The sequence below is a fragment of the Streptomyces sp. ID05-39B genome (genome assembly GCF_033794725.1).
GTDB lineage: Bacteria > Actinomycetota > Actinomycetes > Streptomycetales > Streptomycetaceae > Streptomyces > Streptomyces bobili.
The window spans coordinates 15,247-27,131 of the sequence record NZ_JARGEF010000011.1 but is presented as its reverse complement, the minus strand read 5'-3'; the positions used below and the strand labels follow the sequence as shown (position 1 = coordinate 27,131).

Genomic DNA, 11,885 nt, shown 5'->3' with positions numbered 1-11,885 from the left:
GGTGCGGACCCGCGTACGAGGGTGCGCCCGGCCACCGGTGGACGTGGGTCAGGTGAGCGTCAGGGTCAGGACGCCAGCGTACGTGCCCGGAGGCGTGAACGCCGGTACGTCGAGGGAGAGCTGGGCGTCGGCGGTGAACTCGCCGCCGGTGAGCGTGGCGTCGGGGGCGGAGGCCAGGGTCGCCCCTGCCGTGCCCACCACGCCCGCCGAACCGGCCCGGCAGGTGCTCGGGCTGCCCGCGTCGGTCGCGCACGCGGGTGTCCAGCTCAGCTTGCCGGCGTCGATCTTGGCGCCGGGTCCGGTGAAGTCGGTGACCTTGCCGGTCAGCGACCAGCCGGCGGGCCCGCCGCGGAAGTCCTTGACCGTCACCGTCTTCAGGGTGCCGGTCGAGGCGCCGCCGGTCCCGAAGTCGACCGCCGACAGCTGGACGGCGTCCCCGGCCTGCGCCATCGACAGGGTGCCCGCCTTCACGGTCGTCGTCAGCTTCTGACTCCCGTCCGGTACGGGCGTGTCGTCGAGGACGATGTAGGCGACGGGCCCGGCGCCCTTGTCCGCGCTCCACGCGCCGCCCTCGTAGGCCACCACCCCGGTCGTGGTGCGGTCGGCGACGGCGAGGGAGCCGCTGAAGCCGCCCTGCGCGTTCGCGGTCACGGTGGCCGTGTCCGCGGTCTGGGCGCTCCCGGAGCGTCCGGCGAGGGTGACGGTGGCGCCCGGAGTGAAGTCGCTGCCCGTGACGGTCACCGCGGCACCCGGCGCGCCGGAGGCCGAACCGAGCGAGATGGCCCGGGTGTTGGCGGGCGGGTTGTCCCCCGCCGTGATCGTCTCGGACACCGGCGCGGGCGGGCTGGTCACCGTGCAGGGGGTGTCCAGTTCCAGGATGTAGCTGGTGTGGATGTTGTAGTCGCCGGGCGACAGGGTGATCGCGCCGGGTGCGGTGACGGTGAAGGTGCCGGTCATGGAGAAGGACGGGAAGGGGCCCTTGCCGGGCACCGGGTCGTTCTTCTTCGGCCCCGCGACGGTGACGGCGCCGGTCTGCGCCCCGCCCAGGGTGACCATGCCGGTGGGCGTCATGATGTCGGCCGGCAGGGCCAGGTCGGTGGGGTTGCTCGCGGCGGGCTTGACCACCGTGTACGTCACGGTGACGGTGTCGCCGACCTGGGGAGTGGCGTCGTCCACCGTGATCTTCCCGGTGGTGGTGCCGTCGATCGGCGGAATGCCGGCGATGGGCGGCGGGACGCAGTGCGTCGGAAAGTCCACGTCCACCGCCGCGGCGACGGCTGCGGGCGCCGCCAGCGCTCCGCCCGCGGTGACCGCGAGCGCGGTCGCCCCGAGCAGCGCGGTCCAGTGCCGTCTGCGGGATCTTCGGGAACTCTGGGGTGTCGGACCCATGGGTGCCCCCTCCTGAGGGATGCGGGCGCAGCGGCTCGTCTGCGCCGACAGGGGGCATTGAGAGGGGGATCGCGCGAGAAGTCAATGGACTCGGCAGTCTCCACTGACGAACCGTCAGTTTCCTTGTCCTGTAAGGAAACTGACGGCTCCATGGCACTGTTCACTACTGCGGTCAGTCGAAGACGAACGGTCCCGGCGACTGCGGCCCGGTCGCCGTGCACGTGACGGTGATCCCGAAGACGACCATCTTCAGGGAGCCCTGATAGAGGTCCAGCTTGTCACCGGCGGCCACGGTCCCGCCGAGCGGTCCGACCACGATCGGGTCCCCGACGGCCATGGCCGGGTTCACGGTGCCGGTGAAGACCCTGGCGGACCCGGCCGAGTTCGCCATCGTGAGCGTGGAGGTGATGCTGTTCGCGCCGATCGCGATCGGCGCGGTGATCGCGGTGGACGAGAGCTTGAGGGTGGCGGAGGTGCCGCTCTGGGTGGCCGTGAGGGTGGCCGCACCCCCGCCGAACAGACCGCAGTTCGCGGTGACGGTCGCCGTCGTCGGAGTGACGGCGGCGGCAGAGGGTGCGAGCGCCAGTCCGGTGACCGCGAGGGTCCCCGCCAGCAGTGCCGCACCTGATCCGATTCGCTTGCCTCTCATGGAGTTTCCGGCTCCTTCCGGATGTGGGGAGACGGACGGCCGAAGCGGAACGGGTGGGTGCGGTCACCGGTGCCGAGGGGGAGTGCATCTGACGGTCCGTCGGATTTTACGGTTCCATTGACGCGTGGCGACGGAAGAACGACAAGGTTGAATTCCGGCCTACCTGCGTGTCGGGCGGCTCAGTCGGCGGAGACGGCCGCCCGGACGACACCGTCGGGCCCGGCCACCAGCAGCGGCGTCCCCGGCCCACCGAGGTCGGCGACAGCGGCCAGATCCGCCTTCGCGGCGGCCTCCGCGGCGGTCACCACCGCGGCCGCCTCCAACGACTCCGCCCCCGACGCCACCGCCATCGCCACCGCCGTCTGCACCGCGCTCAGCTTCAGCGAGGGCAGATCCACCGTCCCGGCGACATACGTCCGTCCCGTCTCGTCCCGTACGGCGGCCCCCTCGGGCACCCCGTTGCGGGCCCGCGCCGAGCGGGCCAGGGTGACGATCTTGCGGTCCTCGGGGTCAAGCGCGTTGATGTCGGTCATGCCCCGAGCATACGAAGAGCCACCGCCGGCGGATGCTCAGGGTGACGTCTGGACGGGTCCTCGGGCCCGTCTCAGGGGCACGTCCGGACGGGTCCTCCGACCGTCTCAGGGTCAGATGGGGACGGGTCCTCCGACCGTCGCAGGGTCACGTCCGGACGGGTCCTCCGACCAGGCCTCAGGGCCGGTCGAGGCGGAGCCGTTCCGACCTCGGCAGACCCGCCACGACCAGGTCGTAGGAGTCCTCCACCAACTCCCGGACCAGCCGCTCCGGGAGGCCCCCGTCAACGGTCACCGTGTTCCAGTGCCGCTTGTTCATGTGATAGCCGGGGGCGATCAGAGCGGGGTACTCCCCACGCAGCCGGATCGCGTCCTGCGGATCACACTTGAGGTTCACCGTCAGCGGCTTCGCGTCCAGACTCGTCAGCGCGAACAGCTTGCCGCCGACCTTGAACACCGAGATCTCCGGGCGGAAGGGGAACTCCTCCACGACCGCGTCGAACGACAGGCACAGACCGCGCAGCTCCTCGGGCGTCACCTGACTTTCGCCTCCTCGTCCTTCGGCGGCTCCACCGGCTCCACCAGCACCGTCACGATCTTGTTGCGGCGGCCGGCGGCGGCCTCCGCGGTCAGCCGCAGGACGCGGCCGTCGGGCAGCTCTACGGTCGAGGAGGCCCCGGCGATCGGCACCCGGCCCAGCGCCTTCGCGAGCAGCCCGCCGACGGTCTCCACGTCCTCGTCGTCGTACTCCTCCAGCCCGTACAGCTCGCCGAGGTCGGTGATGTCGAGACGCGCGGTGACCCGGAACCGGTCCTCGCCCAGTTCCTCGACGGGCGGCAGCTCACGGTCGTACTCGTCGGTGATCTCCCCGACGATCTCCTCCAGGATGTCCTCGATGGTGACGATGCCCGCGGTGCCGCCGTACTCGTCGATGACGACGGCCACGTGGTTGCGCTCCTGCTGCATCTCGCGGAGCAGGTCGCCGGCGTTCTTGGTGTCGGGGACGAACGTGGCGGGCCGCATCGCCGTCGACACCAGGTCGCTCTCCGCGTCCCGGCTGATGTGCGTCCTGCGGACCAGGTCCTTGAGATACACGACGCCGACGATGTCGTCCTCGCTCTCCCCGGTGACGGGTATCCGGGAGAAGCCGGAGCGCAGGGCGAGGGTGAGGGCCTGACGGATCGTCTTGTACCGCTCGATGACGACCAGGTCGGTGCGCGGGACCATCACCTCGCGCACCAGCGTGTCGCCCAGCTCGAAGACGGAGTGCACCATCCGGCGCTCGTCGTCCTCGATCAGCGACTCCTTCTCCGCGAGGTCGACCAGCGCGCGCAGCTCCGCCTCGGAGGCGAACGGGCCGCGCCGGAAGCCCTTGCCGGGCGTGAGCGCGTTGCCGATGAGGATCAGCAGCGACGGGATCGGGCCCATGATCCGCGCCAGCGGCAGCAGCACGTACGCCGCCGCCGTCGCCGTGTTCAGCGGGTGCTGGCGGCCGATGGTGCGCGGGGAGACACCCACCGCGACGTACGACACCAGGACCATCACGCCGATCGCGGCCAGCAGCGCGGGCGCCGTGCCCTCGATCGACTTCAGGCAGGCGTAGGTGACCAGCGCGGCCGCCGCCATCTCGCAGACCACACGGACCAGCAGCGCCACGTTGAGGTAGCGGGTCGGGTCGGCCGCGACCTGGGCGAGTTTCGCGCTGCCGCGCCGCCCGGAGCGGACGGATTCCTCCGCGCGGAAACTGGAGACCCGCGCGAGGCCCGCCTCCGCGCAGGCGGCGAGCCAGGCGACGACGACCAGGGCGATCGCGCCGGAGACGAGGGGAAGGCTCATGACACGGTCGGGGCCGGGGACGGGCCGGTCATGCCCTTCTCCGCCCGCCAGCCGTCCACGATGGCCGCCTGGAGACCGAACATCTCGGCCTTCTCGTCGGGCTCCTCGTGGTCGTAGCCCAGCAGGTGCAGCACTCCGTGGACGGCGAGCAACTGGAGCTCCTCGTCCATGGAGTGCTTCGTCGGCGCTTCGTCACCCTGCTTCTTGGCGACCTCGGGGCACAGCACGATGTCGCCGAGGAGGCCCTGCGGGGGCTCGTCGTCGTCCTTCGACGGCGGACGCAGCTCGTCCATGGGGAAGGACATGACGTCCGTCGGCCCCGGCAGGTCCATCCACTGGATGTGCAACTGCTCCATGGCGTCGGCGTCCACCACGATCACCGACAGTTCGGAGAGGGGGTGGATGCGCATCCGTGCGAGGGCGTAGCGGGCGATGTCGAGGATCGCCTGCTCGTCGACCTCGGTTCCGGACTCGTTGTTGACGTCGATCGACATGGTGGCGCTGGTCTACTTCCGCTTGTCACGGCCCTTGTGGGTGCCGTTCTCCGTACCGTTCTCGTTGTCGTACTTCTCGTACGCGTCGACGATACGGCCGACCAGCTTGTGCCGTACGACATCGTGGGACGTGAGCCGCGAGAAGTGGACGTCGTCGAGGCCCTCCAGGATGTCCTGGACCTGGCGCAGGCCGGACTTGGTCCCGCTCGGCAGGTCGACCTGGGTGACGTCACCCGTGACGACGACCTTCGAGTCGAAGCCGAGCCTGGTCAGGAACATCTTCATCTGCTCGGCGCTCGTGTTCTGGGCCTCGTCCAGGATGATGAACGCGTCATTGAGCGTGCGACCCCGCATGTACGCCAGCGGCGCCACCTCGATCGTCCCCGAGGCCATCAGCTTCGGGATCGAGTCCGGGTCCAGCATGTCGTGCAGCGCGTCGTACAGCGGGCGCAGGTAGGGGTCGATCTTCTCGTAGAGGGTGCCGGGCAGGAATCCGAGCCGCTCGCCCGCCTCGACCGCCGGGCGGGTCAGGATGATGCGGTTGACCTGCTTGGACTGGAGGGCCTGGACCGCCTTGGCCATCGCCAGATAGGTCTTGCCGGTACCGGCCGGGCCGATGCCGAAGACGATCGTGTGCTTGTCGATCGCGTCGACGTACCGCTTCTGGTTGAGGGTCTTGGGGCGGATGGTGCGGCCGCGCGACGACAGGATGTTCTGCGTCAGTACCTCGGCCGGGGTCTCCGGGCCGTCACCCGTCCCGTTCTCACTCACCCGCAACATGGCGATCGAGCGTTCCACTGCGTCCTCCGTCATCGGCTGCCCGGTGCGGAGCACCAGCATCATCTCGTCGAACAGGCGCTGGATCATGGCGACTTCTCGCGGGCCGCCGACCATGCTGATCTCATTGCCCCGGACATGGATGTCGGCCGCCGGGAAGGCCGTCTCGATCACGCGCAGAAGTGAATCTCCGGACCCCAGCACGGTCACCATCAGGTGCTGGGCGGGAACGGTGAACTGTGCTCTCGCCTCGCCCTGCGCGGGCGTGTGAGCTGTCGGTGTCTGAGTCATAGGCCGGCCCGAAGGCCTCTACGTCCTCCCGGATGCGTCTCCCCTGCCACGAGGGCAGCCTGGCGATTTCCAGGGTACGCCAGGGGGCTGACAACGCCGTAGGGCTTTTCGAACAGGGAGGTCCGCGGGCGGCGGGCCGCCGGTGGGGCGGGCCGGTCAGGCCGAGCGGCCGAAACCGATCGTCGGGACCGCCCTGAGGCGGGGCCACGGGGTGGCCTGCTGGGTGGGGAGCAGATCCTCCAGGAACGCGTACCGGCGCAGCGCCTCCGGGTTCTGGCCCTCCGCCGACTGCACGCGGCGCCACCACTCGGCGACCTCCGACCAGCCCGGCGCGGACAGCGAGCCGCCGAACTCCTGCACCGACAGCGCGGCGGTCAGGCCGGCGAACGCCAGCCGGTCCGCGAGCGGCCAGTCCGCCAGCGTGCCCGTGACGAAACCGGCCACGAAGACGTCCCCGGCGCCCGTCGGATCCAGCGCCTCGACGGCGATCGCGGGGACCTCCGCCGTCTCGCCCGTGCGGCCGTCCACCGCGTACGCACCCTCCGCGCCGAGGGTGACCACGGCGAGCGGTACGTACTGGGTCAACGCGCGGGCCGCGGCGCGCGGGCAGCCGGAGCCCGTGTAGCGCATGGCCTCCTGCGCGTTCGGCAGGAACGCCTCGCAGTGCTCCAGGTCGGGCAGGCCCGCCAGGTCCCAGGCGCCCGTGTCGTCCCAGCCGACGTCCGCGAAGACGCGGGTCCCGCGGCTCGCCGCCTGCGCGATCCAGGGTGCCCGTTTGCCGGGGACCAGCGAGGCGACGGCCGCTCTGGCGTGCGGCGGAGAGGCGGGGTCGGGTTCCTCGGGGGGCGGTTCGTGGCCGTGGGAGACCATCGTGCGCTCGCCCTCGTACGCCATCGAGACCGTGACCGGGGAGTGCCAGCCGGGGACCGTGCGGGACGCGGTCAGGTCGATGCCCTCACCCTGCTCCAGGGTGTCCCAGCAGTACTCGCCGTAGTGGTCGTCGCCGAAGGCCGCCGCCAGGGACGTCCGCAGGCCGAGGCGGGCCAGGGCGGCTGCCATGTTCGCCACGCCGCCGGGGCTGGAGCCCATGCCGCGGGCCCAGGACTCGGTGCCGCGCACGGGGGCCGAGTCCAGGCCGGTGAAGATGATGTCCAGGAAAACGGTGCCGGTGAGGTAGACGTCCCACGGCGGGTCCGTGGACGCGCGCCGGGCGGCCAGGGGGTCTACCTGGGCCTGGCGTGGGTGTCGGTGGTGTCCCTCTCCGGTGGACGCGGTCACGGTGTGCTCCCTGACGTGGTGCCGATTCGGCCAGTGTGCACCACGGGGCTGACAACGGGGGGTGCGTCGGGGAAGGGGCGGGCGGGTGTCGCTGGTGGGCGGGGGTGGGCGGGTGCTACCAGCGGGGCATCGGCGGTGTCCTCCACGTCGGGGTGGCCACGCGCATCGCCGATTCGTCGTCGCGGTCGTGGTAGGTGCCGTCGTCGTCCAGCCAGCGTCGGTGGAGGTGCTGGAGACGGTCCCGGTCCAGGTCCACGCCCAGGCCCGGGGTGTCGGGGACGGTGATCCTGCCGTCGGTGAAGGTGAGGCGCTCGGTCAGGACGTCCTCGGACTGCCAGGGGTAGTGGGAGTCGCAGGCGTGGTGGAGGCCCGGGACGGTGGCCGCCACGTGGGTCATGGCGGCGAGGCTGACGCCCAGGTGGGTGTTGGAGTGCATCGACACCCCGACGCCGAAGGTGCGGCAGATCGCGGCCAGGTGCTGGGTGTTGCGCAGCCCGCCCCAGTAGTGGTGGTCGGAGAGGACCACCTGGACGGCGTCGCGGGCGAAGGCCTCCTTGATCTCCGCGAAGGTCGTCACGCACATGTTCGTCGCGAGCGGTACGTCCGTTCCCGCCGCCACCTCGGCCATGGCCGGGGTGCCCAGTGCCGGGTCCTCCAGGTATTCGAGGACGTCCCGCAGTTCGCGGGCCACCCGCAGTGAGGTCTCCACGCTCCAGGCCCCGTTGGGGTCCAGGCGGAGGGGGTGGCCGGGGAACGCCTCGGCGAGGGCCCGTACGGCGGCGATCTCCTCGTCCGGCGGGAAGACACCGCCCTTGAGCTTGAACGAGGTGAATCCGTACCGCTCCTTGAACGTACGGGCCTGCTGCACGATGCCGGCCGGGTCGGTGGCCGCGCCCCAGTCGTCCCTCTCGTGAGGCACCGCCTCGGGATGGTCCGCCCACTTGTAGAAGAGGTAGGCGCTGTACTCGACGGCGTCGCGCACCTTGCCGCCCAGCAGCGCGTGCACCGGCAGGCCGAGGGTCTTGCCGAGGGCGTCCAGGCAGGCGACCTCGAAGGCCGAGACGACGGACAGACGCAGCTTGTCGGCCGTCTGGACGCCCCGCAGGCCGCCCACGTCCACCTGGTCGGAGATCCGTGACCGGTCCACGTCCACCTCGTCCCCGAGGGTGAACAGCGCGTTCACGTCGCTGACCTTCCGGCCGGGCAGCTTCTTCGCGTAGGGGCGGGCCAGGTCCAGGTACTTGGAGTCGCCGTAGGTCTCCCCGACGCCCGTGACGCCGTCCGCCGTCACGACCTCCACGATCAGGCGCGGGGTGTACGGCTGGTGCACGCCCTGCGTGTTGAGGAGGGGCGGGTCGGCGATCAGGATCGGCGTGAGCCGTACGTCCTTGATGGTGAGGTCCACCCGGCCATCTCCCTATGTGAAAGTCGTCCACGTATGGAGATGCAGGCTAGGTACCGGTTTCCTTCGCGTCAACGGAGCCCCGACGGAGGGGCGCGCTCTTACCCGGAACACCGGCGACCAAACTTTCTGTGATCCAGATCACCCACTCCCCACTTCTGTTGAGAACTGCGTGCTTGATACAAATTGGCGGCGCGTTCCTGTCCGTCGACGGTCGTCGCTCCTCCCCCTCTCTTTCTGAGCCGCCGCTCCTTTCGCCTGCCCTGGAACGCCCGTGTTCGCGCCCCGCACCACTCCCTGGCCCCTCGTCGCCCTTTTCACGGCCGGGTATCTCGCTCCCTATCTGCTGCCCACCGTCGTGGGACGGCTGGACTCGGGGCTTCCCCTGTCGGCCACGCAGTCCGGTGCCGTCGGCAGTGCGCTGCTGCTGAGTGCGGCCTCGGCCGGGTTCGCGCTGGCCTCGCGCGTCGAGCGGACCGGGGCCCGCGCCCTGGCCCGGATCGGCCTCGTCCTCGCCGTCCTCGGGTACGGCGGGGCCGCCCTCGCCGACAGCGTCCCCGCGGTCGTCGCGGGTGCCGTTCTCGGCGGCTTCGGGTCCGGTACGGCCACCACCGTCGCCGCCACCCGGATCGCCGCCGAGCCCGACCCGCACCGCGCCTCCACGCTCGGTCTGCTCGGGGTGTCCGCGCTCGCCGGTGCCGTCTATCTGACGGTGCCGCACCTCGGCGCCGGGCACGGGCAGCCGCTGGCCGCGATCGCCCTCACCGCCGTCGCCGTATGGCCGCTCACCGGGCGGCTTCCGGGGCGTAGGGCCGTGGCGGCGGCCCCGGCCGAGGGGCGTGCCGCGCGGCTGCCGCATCTGCGGTCCGGGCTGTTGCTGGTCGCCGCCATGCCGTTCTGGTCGCTGGTGCAGAACTCCCTGTGGGGCGTCAGCGGGCGGATCGGTCTCACGCAGGCCCATCTCAGCGAGGCCGCCGTCGGAGTCGTCTTCGCCGTGGCGCTCGGCGCCGGGCTGCTGGGCGTACTGGGCGCCGGTGCGCTGGGGGCGCGGCTGGGCCGGGCGCTGCCCATCGGCGGCGGGACCGTGCTGATCGCCGGGTGCGTCGTGGCGAGCGCCTCGGCGACCGGGCCGGCGAGTTTCGCGGCCGGGGAGATCGCCTGGAACGTCTTCTACCCGATCGTGCTGTCGTACCTCATCGGGCTGGCCGCCTCGCTCGACCCGCGCGGGCGCTGGGCGGTCCTCGTCGGCTCGGCGGCCTCGCTGGGGACGGCGGCGGGGCCGATCACCGGGAGCCTCCTGTCGGCGCGGGCCGGTTTTCCGGTGATGGGGCTGGTGCTGGGCGCCGGGCTGCTGGTCGTCGCGGTGCCGATGACCGTCGTCGCGCTGCACACGAGCGGACGTCCGCTGCTGCCGGGCGCGGTCCGGCGGCGCGGCGGGACCCCGGCGGCCCTCCTCGCCGCGTCCACCGGCACGCCCAGCGGGGCGGTGCCGCAGGTCGGCGCGGCGGAACAGGAGGTCGTGGAGATTCCGGTGGATGCTGCGGCGGGTGTGTCCAGCCAGGGGGCGTACGACACGGCGGGGCCCCGGCACGCGGGGGGCGCGCCGGGGGCCGGGGTCTAGCTTTCCGGGTACGGCTCGGAACCTGGCGTCCGGATCTGGCTGCCGGTGGCGGCCTCCCGGTCGCCGTCCCTGGCGGTGCCGAGGCCGCGAAGGGGTGGTGGAAGAGGACGCCGTCCCCGGCGAGGGGCCGGGCGATCTGGCTGACGACGCGTTCGAGCACGGTGCCGCCCGCGCCGGGGGACCTCGTGAGGTGGGTGAGGACCTTGCCGTCGGCGGCGTCGAGGACCCACAGGCCGCGCTCGTCGACGTCCCCGGTGTCGACGACGTCGTCCGAGCCGGCGTAGAGCTTCCCGGACTCGGGGTGCAGCAGCAGGTCGCGGACCTTGCCGGCGGTGGGGAAGTCGGTCTGCCTGACATAGCGGACGGTGCCGGGCGGCACGTCGACGCCGTCGCCGCCGCCGTTGCCCTCACCGGGGCCCTGGCTCTCGAAGGTGACCGGGATACGGACGTCCTGGGAGCGGTCGCCCGCGTTGCGGTGGTCGACGCGGGGCCTGAACCGCCGCGTCGTCGGCATGGAGGACGGCGTCCTGCTCGGCTTCGGCCCGCGCACCCCGCTCGTCATCGACATCCTCGTGGACCGGGTCCACCGGGAGGGCCGGGCGTCCTAGAACTCGTACGCGTCGACCTCGGCCAGGTACCGCGCCCGCAGCTTCTCGTCGTCCTCCAGGAAGGAGGCGGTGAAGGAGTTGCGGGCCAGTTCGCGCAGCCGCTCCTCGCCCAGGCCCAGCTGCGACCGTACGGCGTCGAAGTTGTCGCCCGCGTAGCCGCCGAAGTAGGCCGGGTCGTCGGAGTTGACCGTGCAGAGCAGCCCGGCGTCGAGCATCGCGGGCAGCGGGTGGTCGGCGAGGACGTCGACGGTCCGCAGCCGTACGTTGGACAGCGGGCACAGCGTCAGCGGGATCCGCTCCCGCACCAGGCGCTCCACCAGCGCCGGGTCCTCCATGCAGCGCAGTCCGTGGTCGACGCGCTCGATCCCGAGCACGTCGAGGGCCTCGGTGATGTACTCCGGCGGCCCCTCCTCACCGGCGTGCGCGACCCGCCGCAGGCCGAGGGCCGCGGCGGCCTCGTAGACCTCGCGGAACTTCACGGGCGGATGCCCGACCTCCGCCGAGTCCAGCCCGATGCCGGTGATCCGGTCGAGGTACGGCTTCGCGGCGTCGAGGGTCTCCAGCGCCGACTCGGCGGACTCGTCGCGCAGGAAGCACATGATCAGCCGGGTGGAGACGCCGTGGTCCGTCTCGCTGCGGCCGAGCGCCCGCCACAGGCCCTCGACGACCGTGCCCATCCCGACGCCCCGGGCGAGGTGGGCCTGCGGGTCGAAGAAGATCTCCGCGTGCCGCACGCCCTGCGCGGCGGCACGGGCGAGGTAGGCGTCGGCCAGGTCCTCGAAGTCCCGCTCGGTGCGCAGGACCGCCATCAGCTCGTAGTACAGGTTCAGGAACGACTGGAGGTCCTCGAACCGGTACGCCTCGCGGAGTGCCTCGGTGTCGGCGTACGGCAGCTCGACACCGTTGCGGGCGGCCAGCTCGAAGGCCAGCTCCGGCTCCAGCGTGCCTTCGATGTGCAGGTGCAGTTCGGCTTTGGGGAGGGGCATCGAAGCATCGTACGGGTGCATTAG

Annotated in this window: 12 protein-coding genes; 2 read left to right on the top strand and 10 right to left on the bottom strand. The window is 71.7% G+C overall.

Annotated elements, in window-relative coordinates; translation table 11 throughout:
• Positions 1-48: 48 nt before the first annotated feature.
• The 9 genes from P1P75_RS04860 to P1P75_RS04820 all read right to left on the bottom strand — a co-directional run bounded on the left by P1P75_RS04860 (position 49) and on the right by P1P75_RS04820 (position 8,649).
• Complete coding sequence (locus tag P1P75_RS04860; protein WP_319252157.1) at positions 49-1,389, bottom strand: beta-xylosidase; 1,341 nt, start codon at positions 1,387-1,389, stop codon at positions 49-51.
• Positions 1,390-1,561: 172 nt separating this feature from the next.
• Positions 1,562-2,038: a hypothetical protein gene (locus tag P1P75_RS04855; protein WP_319252156.1), complete on the bottom strand. Its 477-nt coding sequence runs from the start codon at positions 2,036-2,038 to the stop codon at positions 1,562-1,564.
• 179 nt (positions 2,039-2,217) lie between these two features.
• Positions 2,218-2,571, bottom strand: a complete 354-nt coding sequence (locus P1P75_RS04850; RefSeq protein WP_319252155.1) for a cytidine deaminase — start codon at positions 2,569-2,571, stop codon at positions 2,218-2,220.
• A gap of 175 nt (positions 2,572-2,746) precedes the next feature.
• Positions 2,747-3,106, bottom strand: a complete 360-nt coding sequence (locus P1P75_RS04845; protein WP_319252154.1) for an MmcQ/YjbR family DNA-binding protein — start codon at positions 3,104-3,106, stop codon at positions 2,747-2,749.
• Positions 3,103-4,404, bottom strand: coding sequence for a hemolysin family protein (locus P1P75_RS04840; RefSeq protein WP_319252153.1), 1,302 nt, complete (start codon positions 4,402-4,404; stop codon positions 3,103-3,105). Before P1P75_RS04840 ends, P1P75_RS04845 begins: the two co-directional genes overlap by 4 nt.
• Entirely contained in the window at positions 4,401-4,898 is a 498-nt protein-coding gene (ybeY, locus tag P1P75_RS04835; RefSeq protein ID WP_086768572.1) for an rRNA maturation RNase YbeY, read from the bottom strand. The genes P1P75_RS04840 and ybeY overlap by 4 nt, the downstream gene beginning before the upstream one ends.
• Positions 4,899-4,910: 12 nt before the next feature.
• Positions 4,911-5,966: a PhoH family protein gene (locus tag P1P75_RS04830; protein ID WP_319252152.1), complete on the bottom strand. Its 1,056-nt coding sequence runs from the start codon at positions 5,964-5,966 to the stop codon at positions 4,911-4,913.
• Between the two features lie 156 nt (positions 5,967-6,122).
• Positions 6,123-7,244 (bottom strand): PfkB family carbohydrate kinase, encoded by a 1,122-nt coding sequence (locus P1P75_RS04825; RefSeq protein WP_319252151.1) that lies wholly within the window; start codon positions 7,242-7,244, stop codon positions 6,123-6,125.
• Positions 7,245-7,359: 115 nt separating this feature from the next.
• Complete coding sequence (locus P1P75_RS04820) at positions 7,360-8,649, bottom strand: glucarate dehydratase family protein (RefSeq protein ID WP_319252150.1); 1,290 nt, start codon at positions 8,647-8,649, stop codon at positions 7,360-7,362.
• A gap of 271 nt (positions 8,650-8,920) precedes the next feature.
• Between P1P75_RS04820 and P1P75_RS04815 the strand changes: the two genes are divergently transcribed.
• Positions 8,921-10,267, top strand: a complete 1,347-nt coding sequence (locus P1P75_RS04815; protein ID WP_319252149.1) for an MFS transporter — start codon at positions 8,921-8,923, stop codon at positions 10,265-10,267.
• A 431-nt stretch (positions 10,268-10,698) separates the two neighbouring features.
• Positions 10,699-10,875: a hypothetical protein gene (locus P1P75_RS04810; protein ID WP_319252148.1), complete on the top strand. Its 177-nt coding sequence runs from the start codon at positions 10,699-10,701 to the stop codon at positions 10,873-10,875.
• On the opposite strand, the gene P1P75_RS04805 is transcribed toward P1P75_RS04810, so the two are convergent.
• Positions 10,872-11,861 (bottom strand): adenosine deaminase, encoded by a 990-nt coding sequence (locus tag P1P75_RS04805; protein ID WP_319252147.1) that lies wholly within the window; start codon positions 11,859-11,861, stop codon positions 10,872-10,874. The two genes, P1P75_RS04810 and P1P75_RS04805, sit on opposite strands and share 4 nt — an antisense overlap.
• Between the last annotated feature and the right edge of the window lie 24 nt (positions 11,862-11,885).

What these genes read in the sequence shown, in the direction of transcription:
- P1P75_RS04860 (WP_319252157.1), bottom strand. Translation starts at nt 1,389, where the DNA reads ATGGGTCCGACACCCCAGAGTTCCCGAAGATCCCGCAGACGGCACTGG.
- P1P75_RS04855 (WP_319252156.1), bottom strand. Translation starts at nt 2,038, where the DNA reads ATGAGAGGCAAGCGAATCGGATCAGGTGCGGCACTGCTGGCGGGGACC.
- P1P75_RS04850 (WP_319252155.1), bottom strand. Translation starts at nt 2,571, where the DNA reads ATGACCGACATCAACGCGCTTGACCCCGAGGACCGCAAGATCGTCACC.
- P1P75_RS04840 (WP_319252153.1), bottom strand. Translation starts at nt 4,404, where the DNA reads ATGAGCCTTCCCCTCGTCTCCGGCGCGATCGCCCTGGTCGTCGTCGCC.
- ybeY (WP_086768572.1), bottom strand. Translation starts at nt 4,898, where the DNA reads ATGTCGATCGACGTCAACAACGAGTCCGGAACCGAGGTCGACGAGCAG.
- P1P75_RS04830 (WP_319252152.1), bottom strand. Translation starts at nt 5,966, where the DNA reads ATGACTCAGACACCGACAGCTCACACGCCCGCGCAGGGCGAGGCGAGA.
- P1P75_RS04805 (WP_319252147.1), bottom strand. Translation starts at nt 11,861, where the DNA reads ATGCCCCTCCCCAAAGCCGAACTGCACCTGCACATCGAAGGCACGCTG.